Source organism: Cellulophaga sp. BC115SP (genome assembly GCF_009905545.1).
In the GTDB taxonomy this organism is placed as follows: Bacteria; Bacteroidota; Bacteroidia; order Cytophagales; family Spirosomataceae; genus Flectobacillus; species Flectobacillus rivi.
This window is the reverse complement of sequence record NZ_JAAALB010000046.1, coordinates 23,241-45,561: the sequence shown is the minus strand read 5'-3', so window position 1 is coordinate 45,561 and position 22,321 is coordinate 23,241. Positions and strand designations below refer to the sequence as shown.

At 38.1% G+C, this 22,321-nt stretch carries 13 protein-coding genes; 5 read left to right on the top strand and 8 right to left on the bottom strand.

The window, feature by feature from the left end; translation table 11 throughout:
* Positions 1-297: 297 nt before the first annotated feature.
* Positions 298-1,410 (bottom strand): XdhC family protein, encoded by a 1,113-nt coding sequence (locus GVN22_RS22665; protein WP_166553293.1) that lies wholly within the window; start codon positions 1,408-1,410, stop codon positions 298-300.
* 489 nt (positions 1,411-1,899) lie between these two features.
* Between GVN22_RS22665 and GVN22_RS22660 the strand changes: the two genes are divergently transcribed.
* The 5 genes from GVN22_RS22660 to GVN22_RS22640 all read left to right on the top strand — a co-directional run bounded on the left by GVN22_RS22660 (position 1,900) and on the right by GVN22_RS22640 (position 7,231).
* The gene (locus tag GVN22_RS22660) at positions 1,900-2,340 is read left to right on the top strand and encodes a CoxG family protein (protein WP_166553292.1); all 441 of its coding nucleotides are present in this window, start codon (positions 1,900-1,902) and stop codon (positions 2,338-2,340) included.
* 66 nt (positions 2,341-2,406) lie between these two features.
* Entirely contained in the window at positions 2,407-2,883 is a 477-nt protein-coding gene (locus tag GVN22_RS22655; protein WP_370520468.1) for a (2Fe-2S)-binding protein, read from the top strand.
* 42 nt (positions 2,884-2,925) lie between these two features.
* On the top strand, positions 2,926-5,310 hold the full coding sequence (locus GVN22_RS22650) for a xanthine dehydrogenase family protein molybdopterin-binding subunit (RefSeq protein WP_205691010.1): 2,385 nt from the start codon (positions 2,926-2,928) through the stop codon (positions 5,308-5,310).
* A 62-nt stretch (positions 5,311-5,372) separates the two neighbouring features.
* Positions 5,373-6,197, top strand: coding sequence for a xanthine dehydrogenase family protein subunit M (locus GVN22_RS22645; RefSeq protein WP_166553290.1), 825 nt, complete (start codon positions 5,373-5,375; stop codon positions 6,195-6,197).
* A gap of 134 nt (positions 6,198-6,331) precedes the next feature.
* Positions 6,332-7,231: a MoxR family ATPase gene (locus tag GVN22_RS22640; protein ID WP_166553289.1), complete on the top strand. Its 900-nt coding sequence runs from the start codon at positions 6,332-6,334 to the stop codon at positions 7,229-7,231.
* A gap of 199 nt (positions 7,232-7,430) precedes the next feature.
* Here the strand turns inward: GVN22_RS22640 and GVN22_RS22635 are convergent, their stop codons facing one another.
* The 7 genes from GVN22_RS22635 to GVN22_RS22605 form a co-directional block, all read right to left on the bottom strand.
* Positions 7,431-10,217, bottom strand: coding sequence for an MSEP-CTERM sorting domain-containing protein (locus tag GVN22_RS22635; protein ID WP_166553288.1), 2,787 nt, complete (start codon positions 10,215-10,217; stop codon positions 7,431-7,433).
* Complete coding sequence (gene xrtK / locus GVN22_RS28480) at positions 10,201-10,722, bottom strand: exosortase K (protein WP_166553287.1); 522 nt, start codon at positions 10,720-10,722, stop codon at positions 10,201-10,203. Before xrtK ends, GVN22_RS22635 begins: the two co-directional genes overlap by 17 nt.
* Before the next feature lie 341 nt (positions 10,723-11,063).
* Positions 11,064-13,286, bottom strand: coding sequence for a GH92 family glycosyl hydrolase (locus GVN22_RS22625; RefSeq protein WP_205691009.1), 2,223 nt, complete (start codon positions 13,284-13,286; stop codon positions 11,064-11,066).
* 65 nt (positions 13,287-13,351) lie between these two features.
* Positions 13,352-15,550 (bottom strand): alpha-N-acetylglucosaminidase, encoded by a 2,199-nt coding sequence (locus GVN22_RS22620; RefSeq protein ID WP_166553286.1) that lies wholly within the window; start codon positions 15,548-15,550, stop codon positions 13,352-13,354.
* A 232-nt stretch (positions 15,551-15,782) separates the two neighbouring features.
* Entirely contained in the window at positions 15,783-16,907 is a 1,125-nt protein-coding gene (locus GVN22_RS22615) for an acyltransferase family protein (RefSeq protein ID WP_166553285.1), read from the bottom strand.
* Between the two features lie 292 nt (positions 16,908-17,199).
* Positions 17,200-18,783 carry a RagB/SusD family nutrient uptake outer membrane protein gene (locus GVN22_RS22610; RefSeq protein WP_166553284.1) on the bottom strand — a complete coding sequence of 528 codons (1,584 nt, stop codon included), beginning with the start codon at positions 18,781-18,783 and terminating at the stop codon, positions 17,200-17,202.
* Between the two features lie 71 nt (positions 18,784-18,854).
* The gene (locus tag GVN22_RS22605; protein WP_166553283.1) at positions 18,855-22,211 is read right to left on the bottom strand and encodes a TonB-dependent receptor; all 3,357 of its coding nucleotides are present in this window, start codon (positions 22,209-22,211) and stop codon (positions 18,855-18,857) included.
* Positions 22,212-22,321: the final 110 nt, after the last annotated feature.

Genomic DNA, 22,321 nt, shown 5'->3' with positions numbered 1-22,321 from the left:
ATTTTATGTCATTATTTTGTAGAAATGCTTTATGCATAGAAACCTCCTGTTTGTTTGTGTTTGTCGTGATTCACAAAATAAACAAGGAGGTTTCGTTTTTAAAAGTTCTCCCGAAAAATTCGGGATGACTCATGTTTTTGATAAAAATTTGGAGCATAATCCTAATCCTAAAAACTCGGGATGACTCATGTTTGATGTTACCATTCTGAAAGACGCAATCTTTGCGTTTCTACCACTAGCCTCCAATTTAAAAAAATCACTCAATCACTCAACCGCTCAATCACTAAATAATAGCAGCTAGCTCTCGTAAATTGGCTTATCTCTTAGTCTCAAACGTTGTCCCGAACGACCAGCAAACATGGCACGAATTTCGGCTATGATTGATATGGCAATTTCCTCAGGCGTATTTGCTCCAATGTCTAATCCTACAGGTGTAGCAATTCTCTCCAAATCTTGGAATGCTACGGGGTTTCCCTCCTCCTCCATTTTAGTAAACATTTTATCGGTTCTTTTTTTGGGTCCAAGCATTCCGATATATTTGATTGGAGTCTGAATGAGCGCACGCATATTCTTGAAATCTGTTTCGTAATCATGCGCCATCAAAATTGCAACGGTGTAGGCATCAATTTGAACAGTATCTGCGTCTTCCTTAGCAATAACGTTATCGGCCCAATCAAATAGCCTTTTGTGCACTTTTAGAGGGTTACAAATTACAGAAACTTTCCAACCTACCTCTTTGCTTAATTGTACCATTGGATATATATCATAATTGCCTCCATAAATCAAAATATGAGTCGCAGGCAAAATCACTTCTACGAAAATGCTTACTTCTTCACCACTATCTAGCGTAAAATGATATGAGCTTGATTTTTCCGAAAACAAAGCCCCATCTGCTGCTTTGGTAACTTCTTCCTGAATTTCGCTTAGGGGGAAATCAGTGGCAAATTGACCGTTTCCGTACTTATAAACACTACCCAGCGGTAATTGCTCAGGTATATCTGTAGCAGTAACCGTTATGACTACCGTTGGAACACGTTTATCAATAATATCCGACAAAATAGCGACAGGATTATTGTCATCCTTTGGATCAATGGGCGTTAGTAGGACATCAATAATGCCATTACAGCCCAAACCGACTCCAATTTGATACGGGTCATCGTCGGTGGTATCGTATGTTACAATGGTGGCCTTACCTTGAGCCATTGCCAAACGAGCTCTTTTGAGCGCATCTCCTTCCAAGCACCCCCCACTAATACCTCCAATCCACTCTCCTGAATCACTCACCAACATGCGTGCTCCTGCTCGTCTGTACGAAGAACCTTCTACACGCACGACTGTAGCCAAGGCAGCAGAGTGTGTTTCAAAATCTATCTTCTGATATGCGTCAATTATCGCCTTTATCTCTTTCATAACTCAAAATTCAATATTAATATTTGGTAGTTTTCTAACCTATCGTACTCATTTAACAATTTTACGAAATCTCAACATATACCTCCTCATTTTTATTCCAAGCCAACCTCTTTTTTCGACCAACATCTATTTTACTTCTACTAACAATATTTCTTGCCTGAAGGACATGTGATTCAATAATTTTCATCGTAAACCTAAAAGTCGGTAAAAAAGCATGAATCATATTGTTAAATTTTTAGCCTAGGAATAAAATTTATTATATTTTTTCAAGACAAAAAACTCTAAAAATTGTACTATTTTATAAGAACTTGATTAAATACAAGTTTTACTTTGAAAGATAAAAAATGTTTTATAAAATAGAGAAATAATTCAATTTAAAATTGTCAAAAACTAATTAACATTTGGTAATTCCTTAATATTAAATTAGAAAAATACAATTGAATTATAGATGATTTTTGTCACTCTTTATCAATTTAACTTAACGAAAATATGCAATTAACAGGTTCACATACTTTGGCTGCTCCCATTGAGAAAGTCTGGCAAATGCTGATGGATACCGACATCCTTGCCAAGATTGTCCCAGGAGTTTCGAGACTTGAAAAAACTGGCGAAAACCAATTTGAAGCTATTTCTGAAATCAAATTGGGTCCTGTGAGTGGCAAATTCTCTGGTGGTCTTACCTTATCTGACATTATAGAACCATCAACTTTTACGCTCAATGTTAGTCAAAATAGTAAAATCGGCAATGCAGATGCCTCCATCAAAATCAATTTAGTATCAGTGGACGCTCAGCAAACGGAAATCAGCTTTGATGGAGATGCTAAACTATCTGGCTTGTTGGCTCGCACAGGTCAACGAGTACTGAGCGGTGTCGCCAACACATTGACGAAGCAGTTTTTTAGCAATTTCGAAGAAGAAATTGTCTCCTAAAATAGACTTATACTCTTCATAATCAAACAAATACAAACCTTTAAATAACAACTATCGAAAATGGAAATTAAAATTTCAGTAAATGTAAACGGTAAGGATTATGTCCGAGAAGTGGAGCCTCGCACCCTTCTTGTACACTTCTTGCGAGATACTCTTCGATTGACAGGCACGCACATTGGCTGTGATACCAGTAGTTGTGGCGCCTGCACGATTCATGTCGATGGTATTGCTGTAAAATCTTGTACCATGCTAGCTGTTCAAGCCGACGGAAGTTCGATTACAACGATTGAAGGTTTGGCTCAAGGAGCAGAACTACACCCTTTGCAAGAAGGATTTAAAGAATGTCATGGTTTACAATGCGGTTTTTGTACGCCAGGAATGATTATGACTGCGGCAGATTTATTGGCTAAAAATCCATGTCCCAGCGAATCGGAAATTCGCCATGGTTTAGAAGGTAATTTTTGCCGATGCACTGGTTATCACAATATCGTAAAAGCAGTGCAATATGCTGCCGAGAAAATGGGTAACGAAGTAAGCGCCTAAACGTATCACCGATTAATCATTCTTAACATTCATTCAGAAATCATGAGTAATAAATATATTGGTAAAGCCGTAAAACGTGTTGAAGACAAGCGTTTTATTACAGGCAAAGGCAAATATACCGATGATATGATTTTGCCGGGACAAACCTACGCATATATCATCCGCAGTCCGTATGCCCACGCCAAAATCAAGAGTATAGACATCAGTCAGGCGCTCACAGCCGAGGGAGTTGTAGCAGTGTTTACAGGCGATGACATAGCCCAATCTGGCATCAATGGCGTACCAGCAGGTTGGCAGGTCAATTTCAAAAATGGAGACATTATGAAAGAACCTCCTCACCCCTTATTGGTTGGAACAGGAAGTACTGTAAAGCACGTAGGCGATGCGGTGGCAGTAGTTATTGCTGAATCCAAAGAAATTGCCGCCGATGCTGCTGAGTTAGTAGAAATAGATTATGAGGTTTTTGATGCTGTAGTCAATCCCGCTGATGCTGTAAAAGACGGAGCACCCTTAGTGCATGAATCAGCACCTAATAATATTGCATTTGACTGGGAAATAGGCAACCCCAAAGCTGAAGTTGATGAGGCCATCGCCAACTCACATCATGTGACTTCATTGGAATTTGTCAATCAGCGGATGGTGCCAAATCCTATCGAACCACGCTCGGCGATTGGGCTTTATGAGCCTTCTTCAGACAGATATACGCTTTATACCAGTACACAAAACCCTCATTTGATTCGCTTATTGATGTGTGCTTTTGTGTTGGGAATTCCAGAACATAAAGTACGTGTAGTGGGTCCAGATGTCGGTGGTGGATTTGGGTCAAAAATATTCCACTACACCGAAGAAGCCTTGGTTACATGGTGTTCAAAACAAATTGAAAGACCTGTAAAATGGACTTCTGAGCGCTCGGAAGCATTTATTACAGATGCCCATGGTCGTGACCATGTAACTCATGCCGAAATGGGTTTTGATAAAGATGGGAATGTTACAGCACTTCGTATCAAAACATTTGCGAACCTTGGTGCCTATCTTTCGACCTTTGCTCCTGCTGTACCAACCTATTTGCATGGTACTCTTTTGCAAGGTTTGTACACCACTCCTAAAATTCATTTGGATATGACTTGTGCCTTTACGCATACCAATGCTGTAGATGCTTACCGTGGTGCGGGTCGTCCAGAAGCTACCTATTTGTTGGAGCGTCTCATGGATTTGGCAGCACATGAAATGGGTGTAGATCCAGTGGAACTACGTTTGAAAAACTTTATTCCTCCTTTTGATGGGGTAAACCAGCCCGGTTATCAAACGCAAGTAGCCTTACAATACGATTCAGGTAATTACCATGAAGTATTGAGAAGAGGCGTTGCTATGCTTGGCTATGAAGAATTCAGAAAAGCACAAGCTGAAGCAGCTCAATCTAATAAACTATTGGGGGTAGGTTTTTCAACTTACATTGAGGCTTGTGGTATTGCACCTTCGGCGGTAGTTGGTGCGTTAGGTGCTCGAGCAGGCTTATACGAAGTCGGGCAAGTTCGTGTGCAGCCCACAGGTAAAGTGAGTGTGTACACAGGTGCACACTCACATGGTCAAGGACATGAGACCACCTTTGCTCAAGTGGTAGCCGACAAGCTCGGTATTCCTTTGGAGGATGTCGAAATTCATCATGGAGACACCGAAACTGTAGCTTTCGGTATGGGTACTTATGGTTCTCGTTCTTTGGCAGTTGGTGGTAGTGCTATTGTAAAAAGCTTAGAAAAAATCATTGAAAAAGGGGCAAAAATCGCCGCCCATAAGCTCGAAGCGAATGTGGATGACCTTACGTTTGCAGATGGGAAATACACCGTAAATGGAACTGATAAATCCGTAGCTTTTGGTGATGTTGCACTTACTGCTTATGTTCCTCACAATTATCCAGCAGGATTAGAACCAGGTTTAGACTTCTCTAGTTTTTACGATCCAGCCAATTTTACCTATCCTTATGGCTGTCATATAGCTGTGGTAGAAGTAGATAAAGAAACAGGTAAAGTAAGTCTGAAACGCTTTATAGCAGTTGATGACGTTGGTAATGTCATTAATCCAATGATTGTAGATGGACAAATTCATGGTGGTTTGGCGCAAGGTATCGGTCAGGCATTATTAGAAGGAGCAATCTTCGATGAAAATGGACAGCTCATAAACGGTTCGTACATGGATTATTGTATGCCAAGAGCCGACGATTTACCAATGTTTGAACTTGATCGCACTGAAACACCTTGTCCACACAACCCACTTGGCGTAAAAGGCGCTGGTGAGGCAGGTTGTATTGGTTCGACCCCAGCAGTTGTAAATGCTGTATTGGATGCACTCTGGAGTGGAGGCTTTGGACACGTGAAGGATATTCTTATGCCAACAACGCCAGAACGAGTTTGGCGTGCGATGAACAGTTAAAGCGTTCCTATTTCTGGAAACATTTTATTTTCTGGAAAATCAACCATCAAAATTTCACCAAAATGATACCTCATTCATTTGATTATAAACGAGCATCTTCCGTGGAAGAAGCCATCGAAATATTACAAAATGGAAGCTATGCTAAAGTACTTGGAGGAGGACATAGCTTAGTTCCAGCGCTAAAATTGCGTCTCAATGCACCAGAAACTTTAGTAGATGTTACCCGAATCGAGTCGCTAAAAGGCATTGCTATCGAGGACGGAACCTTGGTTATTGGAGCAGCCAATACGCATCATGAAATAGCCACCTCTGCTGATGTACACAATACCCTCTCTTTTTTGGCTAAAGGAGCCAGTGCTATTGGTGATGTGCAAGTTCGTAACAAAGGAACTATTGGTGGAAGTATAGCTCACGCCGATCCTTCTGCCGATTGGCCAGCGTTGTTATTGGCAGCAGATGCCAGCATTGTCATTCAAGGTGCTGACGGCACTAAAACTGTAGCTGCTCAGGATTTCTTCACAGGATTTTTCTCTACCATACTCGAAGAGTCTGATATTATTACTCAAATCAGAATTCCTATTCCTCCTGAAGGAACAAAGTCAACTTATCAGAAATTTGTCCAACCAGCTTCTCGCTTTGCTATTGTTGGCTGTGCCGCAGTAAAAGAGCCTTCTGGAGCTACCAGAGTTGCTTTTGCAGGTGTATCCGATTATGCTTTTAGAGACGAAGCTGTCGAAAGTGCTTCAAGTTCAGGCGCCTCAGCAGAAGAAGCTGCTTCTAAAGCCGCTGAAGGGGTAAGTATTATGTCAGACCACTATGCCTCTGAGGATTATCGTAAACATTTGGCCAAGGTTTATGCTAGAAGGGCTTTAGTGGAAGTTAGTTAAACAGGCACAGAGGAGCAAAGGCACAAAGTGATTTGAGTTGGGAATACGGTAGTTTATTGATTATTTTTTGCTGGCATTCTTATTTCAGTATTTCATTTTGTGCCTTTGTCTCTTTATACTACAACAAGAAAACTATGTCAGAAATCACGCTTGAATCTATACGAGGCTTGTTATTTGAAAGAGGATATATTACCGACCATTCAATTGAAATGGCGTTGTTTTTATCGCTCAAACTTCAAAAACCATTACTCATTGAAGGTCCAGCTGGGGTTGGAAAAACTGAGATTGCAAAAGTCATGACGCAGATATTGGCAACTGAGCTGATTCGATTGCAATGTTATGAAGGTTTGGACGCCTCACAAGCTCTGTATGAATGGAATTATCAACGACAACTATTACATTTGAAGGCTACAGAGGAATCAGGAATCAGCCTAGAAGAAAAAGAAAAGGGGCTATTCGATGAAAAGTTTTTACTAAAACGTCCCTTACTTCAAGCCATTCAGTCACCACAAAAATGTGTGCTTTTAATTGACGAAGTTGACCGAGCTGATGAAGAATTTGAAAGTTTTCTGTTGGAGGTATTATCTGATTGGCAAATTACCATTCCTGAAATTGGAACCATCAAAGCCACTTCCATTCCACAAGTAATTGTAACGGGAAACCGTGTTCGAGAGCTTTCAGAGGCCTTGCGACGACGTTGTTTATATCTGTGGATTGATTATCCCGATTTTGAAAAAGAGTTAATGATTGTCAGAAATCATTTACCTAATATTGATGCCAAACTTGCCCAACAAATCTGTAGCTTTATGCAGATTTTAAGAGCTCAAAAGCTAGAAAAAACTCCAGGAATTGCCGAAACCTTGGACTGGGCAACCGCCTTGGCAACGTTACATTTTTCTGCTTTGGACAAAAACATCATTGAATCTACACTAGGAGTTATCCTAAAAGACTGGAAAGACATTCGCTCGATTCAGTTATCACTTAGTGAGTTACTGGATAAAACGGGTGTATATTCAAAAGTAGACTCTATCTAGTTATGTTTAAATTCTTAAGTATTAATGCAAAATAAAGTTGCATTAATACGCTTTATGCAGTAAGCTGTAGGGCAATAGGCAAAAAAGTTTCTATTACTTCATGAGAAATACGATTTAACTTTTAGCCTACTGCATAAAGCCTAGAGCTTAAAGCGAATAAAATAATTTTTATTTTGCTTGCTACCTTAAGCAGAAAAAATCAAGAGAAAAATCGGGAGACAATTCTTTTTCGCTCGCGATAAACTCCCAATAAACCTACTATAGCGATCATAAACCAAAGTTCAGGTTCACTCATGCGCTCCAAATCTTGTACCAAGTCAAGATTGGAATTCGCATTCAAAACTTCACGTTGTTTTCTCTTCAAAACTGCTTTTTGTGCTTCGTTTTCAAGTGCTATGTACGAGGTGTATTCACTAAGGATATTGCTCTCAAAACTATTTTTCACTAAAGTTCGCCAATATTTTTCCTGTTGTTCGGGATGCAGCAAAAGTTGTCTTCTCTGGCTTTCTAACAACATACCTGACTGCCATGATTCTTTCGAAAACGTAAGTGGCTCCTCTAAAGCATTCGACTTGAAGATAACAGTTGTTTTATCATCATCTGCAAGAAAATACTTCTTCCCTTCTGATACGAATAGACGCACTTTTTTAGGATACAAAATAGAATCTAATTTTGCTGAATATCCCTTTATTGGGTTTTCTAAAGTGTGATTAGTGAGTATATTCTGACTGTCTAACAATAGAAAATTAGCTCCTTCTGGAAAAGCAAAACACCAATGTGATAATTTATTCTCAGGAAATACACCATTAGCGATCGAATCACTTAGTACGACTATAATCGGGTAAAAACTAGATTGATTTTTTGTCTCTTGATAAGCAATTTGTTGAATTCCCCTTTCTAGAAAAAAGCCACCTGCTATACCGTCTTCCGATAATTCATCCATCCAATTATCTGTATAATCGACAGTTTTAACATAAGAATTAACCAAGCTTATCTTGGCTTTTGGGAAATAAGCAGGGTAATCTTTCTTTAACTTTTGTAATTGATATGTATATCTCTGAAAGGAGTTTCCATGGGCAACATCCAAAATAAAATGAAAATAGGGTTTCCGATAGGATTCAGATAATTTTGCTTTTTCCTTATTGGGTATAAAGATAAAATGTGGCGTATTCTGTATTACATTAGGGTGTTTATCTGCTCCTAATTTGGCTATTTTGTTTCCGATTATTAGCTCAATAGGCTCTCTGTGAATCAACTGAAAACCAGTAGTTCTTAATTCGTTTGGCGCAAAAGGATACACATGCAATTCAACTTTATTCTCATCAGAAAAATACAATAAACCAGGGTCTTTTACTATGCTTTCATTTACGATATTTCGATACACCCATTTTGCTGTTTTCTTCTCCGCCAAAATTCCCAATTCTCTTTTGCCTGCAATATCTAAATAATAATTGGTGACAAATGTCCCTACTGGCAGATTGAATTTTTCATGATATTCAGCATTTTGATTTTTACCATTCCTGATAGCTAAATGTACCCAAGATTTCCAAGTTTGAGTGCTACTATCATACATACTCTCAGTTCTAATATCTTGCAGACCTGCAATTTGATTGGGGGTGGTTTCTACAAGAATTTGTGAGGCTTTCCCAAGATAGATTTGTTCTAAATCACTAATTTTTCGATTGGACAAACTCAAATTATCCAATACCATCCATGAATAAAAAGTATCAATATAAGGAGTCCAGCTAAAAGTAGCGGGGCGGCTCTGCTTGGTGGATTTTACATATTTCAATAGTTTTTTAAGATTCACCGAAGTCGTTTGAGGCTCTTTTTCATAATTGGGGCTGTAAACGTACTCGAGCGTTGTGTGTAAATCGTTTCTGGCATTCCAAAAATCAATAATAATTATAGTGGGAATGAACGCAAATGACAATAACCCACTAATTATCAAATAGTAAGCGTTAAAACTTTGCTTTAAATCCTGAAAGTCTTGATACAATTCCGCACTGTGAACTATAAAAAGTGCACTTGGTGTAAGCATTAACACGCCAAAAACTACCGTAAAAAGCAAAATAAAAGAAAGGGGTGTATACGGCAAAAATACCAAAAAGAAATAGCAGGTAAAACTAAAGGTACTTGCTCTTAATATCCACAGACAGAGGTTAATTGTAGGGTTAAGACTTCTCGGTACACAAACAATAATACCATTGATAATGGCCAAAATAAAAAACCATTTGTTTGAGAAGTCGCCGAAAATTCCTCCTATAGGCATCAAAGTAGCGTACAGACCTAACCCAAGAATTGGAAAGATCAATGCAATGATAATTTTCCATAAAATGGCTGGTATCTTTTTGAGTAGACTTTTAATGAATATTAAAATATAAAGCGCCCTTGTAGCAAAATAAAAAAAGCTAACCATAACACCAACTATCAAAATCCAGAGGAAAATCTCTAAATAATCAGATATTTGATTTGGATGATAGACGGAGCCCATCATGAAAAAGAAAAAATAAAACCCAATCGGAATTGCCAACGAAAGTGCAAGATTTTTAGAAAAACTAACCTTGGATACATCGGGAGTAGATTCAAGGATTAGTACAATCATGGCATAAAGCAAACTTGGCATCATAAACGTGAATATGTAGACGTATTTATTACCATCAATCATCCATGCGGGTACTTCCCTTGGTACAATTTCATCACTGTAGGTCACATAAATAATTAAGCATAATAAATGTACAATCAAGGTTATCACTCCGTAGACCAGCGGTATAGTTTTTCGAAGTATAATGAGCCTTATAGCATAAATACTTTGTATTACAAGCAATCCTAACACGATACCAGCTACTATAAACCAGTACTTTTGGGTGTCCTCCCGCAAGAGTGTATGAATTGTTTGCCATTCAATAAAGAGTAAAAAAAGTAGTACCGAAAGAGGCAGCGTGTTGGATAGGATAATCCAAAAGGGTTTAAGAAGACTTTTCATGTTGTAGACTTGTTTTGAATAGGTATTGAAAAACTAAATACGTGAAAATGAGAAAAAATAAATTGGTGAGAACCCCAACTCCTTGATGAACAAAAGAATGATGTACTATCCAATTCTGAGGAAATGCTTGACTTAATAAAATGGAAAAACAAATTCGTGCAGTGTTGCTGACAATCGTACTCAGATATGAAATCAGCAATATTGATAAGGCATATTTTGGAGAAATTTGTTTATTATTCTGCAAAATTAAATAGGATAACATTGCAGAACATATCAGCAAAAAATTGAAACCCGAACAGGATTTTTCAATACAAATACCTAAACTAGGAAAAACATAGCCAGCTGAATCATCCCAATACATTGAAGTATTAGTAATCGAAGAAATCCAAAAAGCAACAGGTTTGACAAGCCAGAGAAGTTGCGGAATTTTGGCGTATTTGTAGAAAGTTTTGGCGCACAGAAACAGTGTTCCTAGTACGAACAAGGTAGAATATTTACTTTTCACGAACTATTTACTTTAAAACATCATAAATTTTATGTCGTGAAGATAGAGAAGCAAATTCAAAATAAAAATTTTAGCATGAAAAATATGGCTAGAGCGTAAAGTTTTTAAGTAAACCAGCTCACACTCTAGCCAAAATTTAGAGCATGTTTAAATTCATTAAAATAAAAAAGCCTGTATTTATTTTCTGAAATCCTATTGTTTGAGCCGCAGGCGAGTTTAGGATTTCTTGACTTTCTTTTGTTACTTTTCTTGTGTCAAGACAAGAAAAGTAAGGAGTGTCGATAGGAAATGTTGTTTCTTCTACAAATACCGAATAAAATTTCAAACATACTCTTAGGGTTTTATTTCATCCAAACTTCTAAAAGACCGCCTTTTAACAATTCTTGATGTGTAATTTCAATAGCTGAAAAGGGCTTACCATTTAATTTCATTCTATCAATCATTGGATGATTGTCCGATTGGTTATATGTTTTTATGGTAAAATACTTACCCGAAGGTGTCTGAATTTTTACTTCATCAAACATAGGACTTCCTAAAGTGTAGCTAGGATTCCCTGGGCAAACTGGGTAAAAGCCCATCATACTAAACACTAGCCAAGATGACATTTGACCACCATCTTCGTTTCCGCTCATTCCTCCAGGACTGGTATCGTATTCTTCCCTAATAATTTTGCGAAGCCATTTTTGAGTTTTTTCCGCCTGACCTGCATAAGGATACAAATACGCAATCTGATTATTGGGTTCGTTGCCATGCCAATAATATCCCTGTTCAAAAAGGGTATCTAACTTTTGAATAAATCGCTCTTTCCCTCCTACTTGAGCGATTAATCCTTGAATATCTTGCGGCACATAGAATGTGTATTGAGCAGGAGAACCTTCTGTAATAAAACTCGAACGCTGTGCAAAAGGATCAAATTGGGCAATCCAAGAACCATCCGCATATCTTCCTCTTGCCCATCCTGTTTGCGGGTCAATGACATTCTTGTAGTTTTGCGCACGTTGTGCAAGTATTTCAGCATCAGCTTTTTTTCCTAATTTTTCCGCTACTTTTCCCAATACAAAATCGTCGTAGGCATATTCTAGCGTACGCGAAACCTGCTCTCGCTTATGGAATGCTTGCCAAACAGAATCTTCTAGGGGAATATAATGGTATTTGAGATAGCTTGATAAAGCTCTACGTCCTTGTCCTTGCTCATAACTCTTGGCATCTGGGTTAGGTTCGAAGGCATTTTTGCGCATATACTGATAGCCTTTTTCGATGTCAAAACCTTTGATACCTTTGATATACGCATCGCCAATAACTGAAATCGCATGGTCGCCAATCATGGCAGCCGTGTACTGATTCCAACACGGAAAAATAGGTAACCAACCGCCTTGCTCTGCTTTTACAATCAATGATTGCATCATATCGGCGGTGCGTTTTGGCTCTAAAATCGTATGAAGTGGGTGAACTGCACGATAAGTATCCCAGAGATTGTAATCTTCATAATAGGTAAATCCTTTGGCTGTTTCTATGGTTTTGCCACCTGCAAATTGAGGATATTTTCCATCAAAATCTGAGAAAACTCTTGGTGTCAGCTTGGCATGATAAAGCGCTGAGTAAAATAGCGTTTTGTCATTATCAGAACCTTTTACCTGAATTTTACCAAGCGCCATATTCCACTGGTTAGCAGCACTTTGTTTGACTAAATCAAAATTCCAATGCGAAATTTCTGCCTTTAAATTTTTACGAGCTCCTTCAATACTTGTAAATGAAGTACCTATTCGAACGTTTACAACTTTGGACGCAAATCTAACATAAGCTCCCACATTTTCTCCTACGGCTTTTCCTTGAGCGATAGTCTGTTTAGGGGTTATTTCATTTTTGAGCCATGTTCCAAAATCTGAAATATCGGAGTCAAATTGTAGGACAAAATAGCCGCTGAATCCTGCAGGTTGTCCCCAACCTTGATAAATTCGGTGTACGGGGTTATAACCTACTATTTCTTTTCTTTCTGGAAAAATTTGTACGAACCCAACACCTTCGTCGGAATTTGGCTCGATAATAAGATAGTTCTCCTGCTGATTAGGATATTTAATTTTAAAAAATCCACTTCTGCAAAGTGCTGTCATGGCAACGTTGATTCCAGAATTTTGTAAATCTACCTGATACAAATCTGGACGTACAATTTCAGTTTTTCGTGAGTAAGCTTCTGCTCTTTTTTCGGGGTTAATTTCGACTTTTCCCACTTGAGGCATAAGCGTCATTGTGCCATAATCTTGCACACAACTTCCATTCATCCAATGACTTGCACGAAATCCTTGAATTTTTCCATCGTTATAGTAATATGGTGGAATACATTTTTGTTCAGTAGCTCTTGTTTGAGGTGTCCAAGTGGTTAATCCTTGTGGAACACCAATCATAGGAACTACTTGTCCTTTTAATTCAGAACCAGCCTCGCTATGTTTTTTGGCACTTGGCGTAGTACTAGGTGCCGATCCAATCAATGGATTGACATAATCAAGCGGTTTTTTCTGTGCAAAAAGGGACGTCGATAGTAATAAGATAAGTAAGATTTTTTTCACAATAGAATTAAATTAGTAGAGACGTTGCAAGCAACGTCTCTATGTGATTTAAGGGAAAATGGTAATTATTCGTAAGCCTGCTGGATTTTTACATAATATTTATCAAACAGCTTTTGGGCTATCTGATTTGGATTGCCCTTTGGTGTTGCCATAAAATCCTTATGTGAGGTTACCCATGACCATTCCCATTGCTTGATTTCCTTTTCGAAGGCCTCATGCTGATATTTTTCTCCTTTTTGATGAGCAGTAGTCAAGGCATCAAAGAATTTCTCCCAACGAACTTTATAGAAATCCTTCATTAAACCATTCCATTGACGATTTGAATATTCGTGTAACGGCGAATTGGCATCTCCCCAAAGTGTTATTAGGTCTCTGGCATTTTGTTCGTACAAGTCTTTTTCAGCAGGTGTAAAGCCACAAGCACGCGCTTCTTTGATCCATTTACCTAGTAAAAAATCCTGACGAGTTCCCAATAATTCGTCCATATCATCCATCAATATCAGATATTCTTTCGTATATTTTTGAAAGCTTTCCCAATCATTTTTACGATACGCTGTCACCCATTTTTTCTGCAAAGGCAAGGCATAATTTGCCAGTACCTGTCTTGAAATATCGACTAAATCATACTGAAAACCCTCTTTACTTCCATTTACTGCGATAGACTTCACCATCAATTGCCATGCTGGCAATAACTCTTTGGGAGGATAATTCAATTTAGTTCTTGTCCAAACAGTCGTCGAATCAAAGGTTGGTCGACCTGTCAAAATAGACTCAGCACCATCACGAATTGTTGTTCCGTTGTAGGCAGTTTTTTTGAGAATTTGCCAAACTTCACGGTTTTCTGGCGTCACTTTTCCATAACGATTACGGATATAGCCATCCAACCACTTGTCCAAGTCCAATGGCGAGCTATCCCAAGCATGACGCATTGTCAAAGCATAAAGCACTGGATTTTGCTCAATCGCCTCCATTGTCAAACCCAAGCCTTGTAAATTTCCTTTGTTAGGGTCATTCAGTGCTTGAACAGGTCCGTTGGCTACACCTTCAATTCGTCCAAAGAGATTGACGTTGCCTCCAAAATTATGCAACATATTCCAAACCCAAGGTTTACCATAATAGGCTTGCGTACGTTTCCAAACGGGTTCAATTTCCGTTGCCAAGTCCAGCAACAACATTTTATCGTTTGGTACTGCCTCCAAAAGAGCTTTTACCTGTGGCTCTTTCCAGAATTTTCGATCCGAATAAAACAACCATGCTTGCATTACCCAAACCGCTTTGGGGTCGGCTTGTTGCATACCTTCATAGACTTTAGCACTCAGTTTTGATAAAAATGCAGGTTCATCCGATGGAGGTTCGTTTTCGTTGAAAGTGTCAGCTGAGTAAAAATGGTCTGTACCAAACATTTTCGTTTGCTTTTGCAAGAACTTTTTACCTAACTCAGCAAATAGCGGATCTTCAGCATCTAGAATATAGGTATCAGCAAAACCATTTGTCCAGTTAGTCGCTTTGAGTTTAGCTTTCGGAAAATACTTTTTAAAAGCCTCTGGTACGTGACCTGTGAAGGCTGGCAAAACGGGTTTCATTCCCAATGCACGTTCTCTTTTAATAATTTTCTTTTGTAATTCATGATGACTTTTCATCCAGCTTAAAGGAAGTGGTCCACCCCAGCCGTCAAGATTTCCCATCCAAAACCATGAAAAATACGCAGGTCCTGAGAAAAAGCCTTTCAAATCATCATCGCTAAAGCCCATTTCCTTATAAACTTCATACCAAGTGTATTCTTCACCCGTAATCGCCAAAGGCATATTAATACCATGAAGTGCCATCCAGTCAATTTCCTTTTCCCAACGTTTCCAATCCCACCATGACATACTGTAATTGAATGTACAGTAATTGAGATAATATCTGTAAAGAAAATCTGAGTTCTTTTTTACAGGAGTTTTGAGGACTGGCAGTACCTTAGGTAATGCCAAGTTTGAACCATTCCAAGTAATTTGGCAGTGACAATATTCATTCAGATAGTAATTAAATGCCGAAGCAATACTTACCCCAGTGCTTCCTTTAAGGATAATTTTGCCTTTTTTTGAACTGATTTCAAAAACATCTTTCCCGTTTTCTTGTGGAAGATAACCGACTTCAAAGGCACTGGCTCTGGTTGGAATAATTCGTTTAATTAATGCTTTGGATTCTCCTAAATCGATTTGCGCCGATAATTGAAAAATACAAAACAAGCTTACCAACAACGTTAGAGATACTCTTTTCATGTTATGTTAATTAAAATTGGGTAATTAAGAAGACGTTAGTAGTTAATAGTATATTCGTTATTTGAAGGTGCTCATAATCAAAAATTTATAGCAAAACTTCACCTCAGCTTGACTATTTGTCTAATCTTTACTACTCCATAAAATCTGTTTTTTGAAAAGTTTAAATAGCTTCAATAATGAGAATATTACATTCACAATTCTCCACTCACAATTCAACATTAATACTTATGACCTATATTTTTAAGAATAATTTATTTCTATATAAAAAATACAATCCAGCTAATTGCAAACATAATACACCTGAAGCAATTCCGAAGTTTTGTGCATCAATCGTAGAATTTTGTAGCATTCCATCTAAAAAATAATGCGCCGTAGACTCAAAATTGATGATATTATGCACCGCCAAATATATCGTAATGGAGTTAGTACCAATCCAAATAAAGGGTTGAACGACCTTTTTGAAACCCATTACATCGACAAACCAATAGAAGAATGTCAAAAACCATATACTGATACCTCCTGTTATCAAAACGAAAGAGGATGTCCAAACTATTTTATTGATTGGGAATATCAATGCCCATAATTCAGCCGCTACAATTAATCCTCCTCCAATAAAAAACATTGCTCCTAAAAGTCTATTAGAATCTAATTTTAGAGGATTTTTCAATAAAAAACGTGCCGTAAATGCACCCATCAAGGCATTGCATATAGCAGGAATCGTGGAAAGAATTCCTTCTGGATCATACACTTTACGATGCAATTTCCCTGGTAAAAAAAGTCGGTCAAAATACGCTGTCACATTTCCTTCTTTGGTAAAATCAAATACGCCAAAACCTGGAACAGGGTAAAATCTTACCAGTAAAAAATAGCCCACCAATATCGACACAAAAGCAATGATCTGTGTTCGAACTGAGGTGTAAAGCACCAAAACTCCTGCACCTAAGCACGCCAATGCAATACGTCCTAATACGCTGGCGATACGTGTATTTTCATATCCTTGAAACTTAAAAAAGCCATTTACCACAACACCCAATAAAATAAGTATTAGCGTTCTTTTTAGCAGATGAAATAAGATTTTTGATTGGGGATTAGGATGTGAAAGTTGCGTCAGTTTTTGAATTTGACTTTCAAAACTTAATGGCATCGAAAACCCAGCAATGAAGATAAATAGAGGGAATATACAATCATAAAAAGTGAGTCTATTCCAATCACTATGGTGTAATTGTGAGGACATCCAAACGATGGGTGGCCAATTAGAATACGTTGCCCATGTGTGAATAAATGCTTCGCCACCAATAATAAAGAACATATCAAACCCACGCAAAGCATCTAATGAATCAAGTCGTTTTTTTTGCATAAAGAAGGGATTTATCAAAGTATTATTCCATACTGTTAAAAACAGTTTTCTTTAAAATCTACTCAATCAAACCTCGCAACCCCTATTTACACACATTGCCAAAGTTTTTGGCTTTGGCAATGTGAAAATTTTGTAAAGTTTTATTGTAGAATTGAGAGTTAACCGTTTGTGACTGTGGATGTCGGATATATTACCTGACTTAGTTAATCCTATTAATTCAATTGTTCCGAAATCAGAAATCCTAAATCCGACATTACAATTCCAGTAACGACTCACAATTTTACATTAATACCTAGTATCCTGGGTTTTGCGTTAATAGTCGGTTAACCTGCAACGCATTTGTTGGTATAGGGAATAATCTTTTTCGTACATCGTTATCAGTTTTTACGCCCCATTTGTCTTCGTATTTTCCATAACGAATCATATCATTTCTATGCCAAGTTTCCCATGTAAACTCACGAGAACGTTCTTCGTACAAGGTTTGTAATGTTACCGTGGTCCACGCTGGCGAAGTAGTACGTTTTGAACGCAATTCATTTACTAAACCCAAGGCAGTTTGCCCGTTTGTAGCAGTTCCGCCTCTCAAGATAGCTTCTGCTTTCATCAACAATACGTCGGCATAACGGAAAATAGGTACGTCATTATTTTGGTTACGAGTAGCTGAAGTAGAATCGCAATAAAACTTATTGTTACGATATCCCATATTCCAAGCTTTTTCGTCATTTCCTAAATCAAAACTAGCTGCATTTTTAATCACAACATTTGGCGTAATATCTACCTGATAGGTTAGCGCTACCGAGGCGTCTGCACCTTTATAATCTTCATCATAACCTTGCTTGGTTGTACTCACCATTACAGGATTACCCTTGTAGTCAAACTGTTTACCCGTAATCCACTGTTGATTTCTTAGATCTTTTGAATCATTGAAATAAGCATAAAATTCGGGTAAAGTACTACATGCCGAACTAGGCGTAAATGGCAAACTATATTTGGCACGCAAAGATCTTGGGAGAGCATAGCGAGCATAAAACATATAACCATTTGGCGCAGAAGCGTCATAAGGTATTGCATAGATAAACTCCTTGATTTGTGGTCCGTTGTTGATAAAGAACATCTTTCTGTAGTCAGATTCTAAAGCAAACTTACCTGAACTGATAATTTTATCACATGCTGCGATAGCATCATTCCAACGTGCAGTACCAGTGTAAACTTCAGCATTCAGATACATTTTTGCTAAAATGGCATAAGCAGTAAATTTCGTAGGACGACCGTAAGTTTCTTGTCCAACTACTTCACTTAGATTTGGGATACTTTCATTCAGCTCTTTCTCAATAAACTTAAAAACGTCAGCACGAGCTGTGGTACGAGCCGTGGTAGTATCTCCAAATTGAGTAGTTACTGGCACATTACCCCATAAATCCATCATCATAAAATAGCATAACGCACGCATAGAACGTAGTTCAGCAATAGACGTTTTTTTCGCATCTGATTCTGGTGCTTTAGAAATCAAATAAATGTTTTGATTACTGATTGAGATTGTAGACGTCAGCCAATTCCAAGTCCCTTGAACATGGGCGTTATCACGATTCCATGTGTGTTTGTGGTGTTGTTCGTAACGTCCACCGTCGTACCAGTTACCTCCACGGGCAGGTAAAATAGCCTCATCTGTGCTCAATGACTGAAGAAACCAATATTCAACAGCAAAACTTTGGCGGAAACTATTATACGTAGGTCCTGCAGCTTGAACAAATTGTGCTGGAGTTTGAGGAAATACGTCGGGAGTAAGTTGTGTTGTTACTGGCACGTCCAAATCATGGCAGGAATACAGCCCGATAGCACCAAAAAATAGTAGGAATATATTAAAATATCTTTTCATTGTTTTCAATATTTGAATTGAGTCTAAAACTCTATGTATGACCATTTTTCAAGAAATCTTTCAGTGGTAAATTAAAAAGACGCATTTACCCCAAACAAAAAGGTTCTAGTTTTTGGATAGAAGTTGTTGGCGTCTACCCCTGGTGCAAGGCCACCTTGGTTGATTTCTGGGTCGATACCTTTGTAACTGGTAATTACAAAAAGGTTGTTTACAGAGGTATAAACACGTACTCTTTTGAAATTTTTACCTAAATTTTTGAAAGTGTAAGCCAACGTTGCATTATCTAAACGTAGATATGAACCATCTTCAATGAATCTTGATGAGTAACGGTATGAGTTATAATCTGCCGCAGATTCACTTGCCACCTCTACAGGAATGTTTGTAAATCGAGCAGTACTTGGTCTATACAAATCTGCGCGGGTTACATTCATGATTTTGTTTCCAAGCACCGAACGGAAGAATACATTTAAGTCGAAGTTTTTGTAGGTAAATGAGTTTGTCCAACCTAACAACAATTTTGGCTGCGCATTACCCAACATACGGTAGTCTTTACCAATCTCAGGACGAGTAGTCAACTCTCCATTCGCTTTGTAATATTGAGAAACACCGTTTGCGTCTTTTCCTGCGTATTCGTACGTATAGAATTGTCCGATTGGCATACCAGCAACAATTACCTGAACAGTTTCACCTGTTTGCCCACCACCATCTGGTTGAACAATTTTCACTGAGTCTGTTTTCAAAGTTGAGTTTGAAAGACTTTCGATTTTATTACGGTTATGAGCCAAGTTCAAGGTTGTATTCCAAGAAAAGTTTTTAGTTTTTATCGCACTAAAATTCAATGTCAATTCTGCACCTTTGTTGCTCATTTTACCTACGTTTGCCGTCAAAGAACCGTTTGGATAAAGTACAGTACTTACTGGGTACGTCCAAATCAAGTCTGAGGTGGTCTTGTCATAAACCTCCAACGTACCACTTACACGACCTTTTGCCACGGCAAAGTCAACCCCAATATTTGAAGTAGCAGTTTTTTCCCAACCTAAATCTGGGTTTTCATTTTGCAATGCCCCAATAGCTGACTGTTGGCTTCCATTGTAGTAGAATGTACCAACATTACCATAAATTAATTTAGTCGTATATGGGCTAAAGCCTAATGAGTTACCTGTTACACCGTAACTTACACGAAGTTTTAATTCATCAAAAATCTTTTGATTTTCCATGAATGGCTCATTATCAACTCTCCAAGCCAAACCTACTGATGGGAAATATCCCCAACGTTTGTTTGCTCCAAATACAGAAGAACCGTCGCGACGAACAGATGCTTGGACTAAGTATTTGTTTTTATAGTTATAATTCAAACGTCCAAAATCAGAAATCAAACGAATTTGTTGATAATTATCACCACCATAATTCACTCTAAAAGACGCCACTGCATAAGGGTTACCCATTCCTAAATTATTATAACTTACGGCGTCCACAGGAAAATTAGTACTTGTTGACTGAAAACCATCGCCATTGATACTTTCTTGCCAAGAATACCCAACCACTGCGTTGATAGAGTGATCTCCCAATTGTTTATCCCAAGTCAAATAGGTTTCTAACAAACTCTGACGGTTTTCATAAGCATTACGTGTTGCAAAACCATTCGTTCCAACCAAGGTAATAAAAGATGGGTTACCAGGAGGTTCTGGAGTGCTACGGATATTGTTATAGTACTGGGTATAATAACTATTATAGTACGCTCCGTAATTTGTTTGGAAGTTTTGATATGATAATTTTAAGTCATACGTCAAACCGAATGGTAACTTAGCTTGTGTAAAGAATGTACCCACTAGGCTTTTGTACTTCAATTTTTCAGTACCATTTTCAATCAATGAAACTGGGTTGTAATAATTACTTTTAGCAAAGTTGTCATACCACGTTCCATCGGCATTTTTGATAGGCGCGGTTGGCAAATATGTCAACATTTGTGCAAGAACAGTATTTCTGTAAGGAACCCAATCAGCATCACTCATCGAGTTTGTTACCGATAAACCGAACTTCAACTTGTCATTCATGGCTTTTTGTTCAATTGACAAACGAGCTACCACACGACTTAAGCCAGAAGATTTAAGAATCCCCTGTTGATTGAAATAGTTGATACTGGCATTATAAACCGTACTCTCTGTTCCTCCACCGAAAGACAAATTGTGATTTTGAGAAAATGCCTCTTTGCGTTGTACAGCATCTTGCCAATTGGTATTTGCCCCTTGATCATCCGCAGGAGTTAAAGCTTGTCCATTAGCTGCCAAGAAGGATTTTAACTGATTGGCATCCATCATTTCGTATTTATTCGAAACTTTATCAACTGCCATATACGCACCATACGAAACTTGCATTTGCCCTTTACCTGCACGCTTAGTTGTTACCATAATTACCCCATTTGATGCACGGTTACCATAAATCGCAGTGGCAGCCGCATCTTTTAATACATCCATTGAAGCAATATCGTCAGGAGCAATCAAAGAAATATCTGCTCCAGGCACTCCATCAATCACAAATAGAGGCGATTGAGCACCATCACGAAGCGTAGAGGCACCACGTAAAATAATAGCCGCCGAACGGTTCGGGTCACCGCTACGAGTGATATTCAAACCTGGTACTTTACCTTGTAATAATTGACCTACGTCTGAAATAGCCCCTTTATTTAATTCTTCAGGTTTAATGGTCGTTACAGCAGAAACCAAGTTTTTACGAGATTGAGTACCATAACCTACTACTACGACCTCTTCTAAGTTTTGGTTTTCAGGTTGTAACGAAAGCATAATTTTGCTTCTTCCTGCTACACTTACTTCTTGTTTTTTATAGCCAACAAATGAGAAAATCAACACTGCATCGTTGTCTGGTACTGCAATTCTAAAATTACCATTAGCATCCGATGTTGTTCCTCTTGTGCTGCCTTTTACCAACACCGATACCCCAGTCAATGGCTGACCTTTTTCGTCAGTTACTTGTCCTGTTACGTTTATATCGGCGTTTATTACGTTTGGGAGTTCTTTCGTGTTAGTCACTTGCGGAACAACTTCTAATTCCTTTTTACTAAGCACGATTCTATTTCCAACGACTTCATAAGAAATATTTAACGGAGTTAAAAAATCGTTAAGAACTGTCGAAAGACGATTATTATCAAAAGAAAGGTTTACTTTCCTTTCTGACTGTATCAAATTTGGACTATAAATAAATTTTACATCTGCAAGTCTTTCGATTTGCGTTAAAGCTCTTTTAACTGTGATTGTTTCTGGTTTCAGCGAAATACTCTTGTTGAGTACCTCTTGAGAAAAAGCATCGTTTGCTAGGGTAATCCCACAAAACACAAACGACAGCAATAGCTGGGTCAAAGTGATTCGCATTGCTTCGGAGAGAATCTTTTTAAATAGTACGTTTTTTTTCATAATTTTAATTGTTTTTAACTGTGACTGGATAAAAACACACCTTGGTACCCATTGCAGTGGGTTCGAATTGCAGTTCGAACAAGGTATGCGACCGACAGTGTTATTGCACT

What these genes read in the sequence shown, in the direction of transcription:
- GVN22_RS22665 (WP_166553293.1), bottom strand. Translation starts at nt 1,410, where the DNA reads ATGAAAGAGATAAAGGCGATAATTGACGCATATCAGAAGATAGATTTT.
- GVN22_RS22660 (WP_166553292.1), top strand. Translation starts at nt 1,900, where the DNA reads ATGCAATTAACAGGTTCACATACTTTGGCTGCTCCCATTGAGAAAGTC.
- GVN22_RS22650 (WP_205691010.1), top strand. Translation starts at nt 2,926, where the DNA reads ATGAGTAATAAATATATTGGTAAAGCCGTAAAACGTGTTGAAGACAAG.
- GVN22_RS22645 (WP_166553290.1), top strand. Translation starts at nt 5,373, where the DNA reads ATGATACCTCATTCATTTGATTATAAACGAGCATCTTCCGTGGAAGAA.
- GVN22_RS22640 (WP_166553289.1), top strand. Translation starts at nt 6,332, where the DNA reads ATGTCAGAAATCACGCTTGAATCTATACGAGGCTTGTTATTTGAAAGA.
- GVN22_RS22635 (WP_166553288.1), bottom strand. Translation starts at nt 10,217, where the DNA reads ATGAAAAGTCTTCTTAAACCCTTTTGGATTATCCTATCCAACACGCTG.
- GVN22_RS22620 (WP_166553286.1), bottom strand. Translation starts at nt 15,550, where the DNA reads ATGAAAAGAGTATCTCTAACGTTGTTGGTAAGCTTGTTTTGTATTTTT.
- GVN22_RS22615 (WP_166553285.1), bottom strand. Translation starts at nt 16,907, where the DNA reads ATGCAAAAAAAACGACTTGATTCATTAGATGCTTTGCGTGGGTTTGAT.
- GVN22_RS22610 (WP_166553284.1), bottom strand. Translation starts at nt 18,783, where the DNA reads ATGAAAAGATATTTTAATATATTCCTACTATTTTTTGGTGCTATCGGG.
- GVN22_RS22605 (WP_166553283.1), bottom strand. Translation starts at nt 22,211, where the DNA reads ATGAAAAAAAACGTACTATTTAAAAAGATTCTCTCCGAAGCAATGCGA.